Below are 3,060 nucleotides of genomic sequence, written 5' to 3' on the forward strand. Positions count from 1 at the left end.
CTGCCGCGCTCGACCGACTGGCGCTTCGACTACAACCGCGACCTGACGCTAAGGGCCGAAGAGCTCGGCTTCGATCTCGTTTTTGCGCTCAGCCAATGGCTGCCAAAGGGCGGCTATGGCGGCGTCTTCAACGGCCAGGCGCTCGACAGCTTCGTGTCCGTGGCCGCGATGGCGGCGATCACCAAGAAGATCATGCTTATCTCGACGATGCACGTGCTCTACGGGCCGTGGCATCCGCTTCATCTCGCAAAATTCGGTGCAACCCTCGATCACATTTCCGGCGGCCGTTGGGGAATCAACGTCGTCACCGGTCACCGCGCCGTCGAGCATGAGATGTTTGGCTGGGAGCGCATCGAGCACGACCGCCGGTACGAGCTTGCGGCCGAGTTCATCGAAGTACTGCAGCGGCTCTGGCAGGATGACGAGAATTTCTCCTTTGCCGGACAGTCGAGCTGGAGACTGAACGGCGGCTACGTCACGCCGAAGCCGAACTATGGCCGGCCGATCCTGGTCAATGCGACCGGTTCGGAGGCCGGAATTTCTTTCGCCGGCCGCTATTCGGACATCGTGTTCATCACGAGCCCTGCCGGGTCGGACATAGAGAGTACCTTGGAAGCGCTTCCTGCACACACGAAGAAGGTGAAGGATGCGGCGCTTGCGGTCGGCCGCAAGGTGCGCACCCTGCTCAATCCGCTCGTCATAAGCCGGCCGACCGAGAAGGAGGCGTGGGCACTCGCTGACGAAATCGTCGCACATGCCGACGCGCGCACGCCGAAGGGCTTCCAGACCTTCAACAGCGACGCGCATGCCTGGAAGGGCCGCGAAGGCCGCAGCGACCCTTATGCCAAGGTCGGCGGCAACATCTATCTTATCGGCACGCCCGAGCAAATCGTCGACCAGTTCCTTAAGCTCAGAGATGCCGGCGTCGACGGCCTGCAGCTCTCGTTCTTCGACTTCAAGCCTGACCTGGAATTCTTTGGCGAGAACATCCTGCCGCTGATGAAGCAGGCCGGCCTGCGCAACTGAAAGGGACGACCATGACGGGAACGAACATCTCCGAAATCTGGTATACCCGCTGCCCGGTTCCGACGCCGGTCGGGCTCGCCGCGCAACTCGGCTATCTCGACGAGACCTTCAGCAAGGAAGGCATCGAGCTGAAATCGATCATCGACTCGCCGAACCGCGACATCCGCCAGAGCCACTTCAACCACACGCTGGAATGGTCGTTCCGTCACGGCGGCAACGTGCCGCCGATCCGCGCGCGCTCGGAAGGTCGCAAGACCCGACTTGTCGGCATTACCTGGACCGACGAGTTTCAGGCGATCATCACGCTGCCCGGAAGCGGAATTCGCAACACGAGGGACTTGAAGGGTCGGCGCTTTGGCATCGCCCGACGGCCGGAAGGCATCGTCGACTTCATGCGTGCCACCGCGCTCAAGGGCCTGGTCTCCGCGCTGTCGCTGGAAGGTCTGACGCATGAGGATGTCGAGATCGTTGACATCGCGCTCACCGACAGCGTGCTCGACAGTCAAGAAGGTCCTTCGCTGTTCGGGCTAAAGCGCAGGCAGGCCTATGGCGAGGAAGCCGCAGCGCTGATCCGCGGTGAGGTCGACGCGATCTACGTGAAGGGCACGGCCGGCATCAACGTTGCCAATTTGATCGGCGCCATCGAAGTCGCCGAATTCGGCTTCCATCCCGATCCAAAGATCCGCATCAACTCGGGTTCGCCGCGCGTGCTCACCGTCGACGAGAGACTGGCGGAGGAACGGCCCGATCTGGTCACCCGGCTGATCGAAACGATCCTGCGCGCCAGTGCCTGGGCCGAGGCGCATCCTGATGACACGCGCCGCTTCGTGGCCCGCGAATCCGGAGCGACGGAGGAGCAGGTGCTCGCAGCCAACGGGCCGGAGTTGCACAAGCATCTCAGCCTAGGGCTGGAGCCGGAGCTGATCGCGGCCATCTCCCACTATAAGGATTTCTTGCGTGACTGGGGCTTTCTCGCCGGCGACTTCGATGTCGAGGATTGGGTCGACCGTCGGGCCTTCGACAGCCTCCAGGCCCGCGCAGTCGCCTGAATGTCTGGTGTAAGCATGAGCACCGTCATCCCGGAATTCCCGGCGCTCCTCGCCGAGGCGGCGAGGCTCGCCGACGATTTTGCGCTGACCGCTGCACATCACGATGCGACCGGCGAGTTCCCGTTTGGGAATTTCGACAAGCTGCACGAGGCCGGACTTCTCGGCCTGGTCACTCAACGCGAACATGGCGGCTTCGGCGGCGGCCTTTTGGAAGCGCAAGCAGTGGTCGCCGAGATCGGCAGGGGCGAGCCCTCGACCGCGCTGGTGCTGGCTATGCACTACAACGGCCATTACACGATCAGCAAACCCGGGAAATGGCCGCAGCATCTCGCCGAGCGCGTCACGCAAGCAAACCGCGAAGGTCCGGCTCTCATCAACGCAGCCCAGGCAGAGCCGCGCGTCGGTTCGCCGGCGCATGGCAAGCTGCCCGAGACGATCGCGCGCCGCGACGGCGATGTCTGGCGCATCACCGGCCACAAGAACTGCGTGACCGGCATTCCCATCCTGAAATGGGTGAACCTGCTGGCGCTGACCGACGAGAATGAGCCGCGGCTCGCTTCCTTCCTCGTCGCGACCGACGCCAAGGGCTTTCGGGTCGAGAAAACGTGGAATGCCGCCGGCATGCGGGCCACCGCCAGCGACGACATCATCCTCGACGATGTCGTGATCCCTCTGGAAGACCTCATCGAGGCGCAACCTGCATCCGAGCCGCTGAGACGAGAGGAAAGTGCGACGGCGTTCTTCTTTTCCTCGATTGGCGCGGTGTATCAAGGGGTAGCACGTGCTGCCCGCGACCGGCTGGTTTCGTTCCTCGCAACACATGCGCCTGCGAGCCTCGGCGCGCCGCTTTCGACAGTGCCGCGCATTCAGGAGGGGCTGGGCGAGATCGAGGTACGGCTTGCGACCAGCGCGCGGCTGCTGCGCTCGCTTGCAGAGGATGTCGATGCCGGCCGCTCGGTCGGCACTGATGGGATGACCGTCCGAC

The 3,060-nt window shown here is 63.5% G+C and carries 3 protein-coding genes; all 3 read left to right on the plus strand.

Annotated elements, in window-relative coordinates:
• Nucleotides 1-1,026 (plus strand): LLM class flavin-dependent oxidoreductase (locus EOA38_RS32050; protein WP_145966167.1); only part of this gene is annotated, 1,026 nt, incomplete at its 5' end.
• Between the two features lie 11 nt (nucleotides 1,027-1,037).
• Nucleotides 1,038-2,075, plus strand: coding sequence for an ABC transporter substrate-binding protein (locus EOA38_RS32055; protein ID WP_127301110.1), 1,038 nt, complete (start codon nucleotides 1,038-1,040; stop codon nucleotides 2,073-2,075).
• Between the two features lie 15 nt (nucleotides 2,076-2,090).
• Nucleotides 2,091-3,060 (plus strand): acyl-CoA dehydrogenase family protein (locus tag EOA38_RS32060; RefSeq protein WP_145966168.1); only part of this gene is annotated, 970 nt, incomplete at its 3' end.

Source organism: Mesorhizobium sp. M1E.F.Ca.ET.041.01.1.1, from assembly GCF_003997355.1.
Classification (GTDB): Bacteria; Pseudomonadota; Alphaproteobacteria; order Rhizobiales; family Rhizobiaceae; genus Mesorhizobium.

What these genes read in the sequence shown, in the direction of transcription:
- EOA38_RS32055 (WP_127301110.1), top strand. Translation starts at nt 1,038, where the DNA reads ATGACGGGAACGAACATCTCCGAAATCTGGTATACCCGCTGCCCGGTT.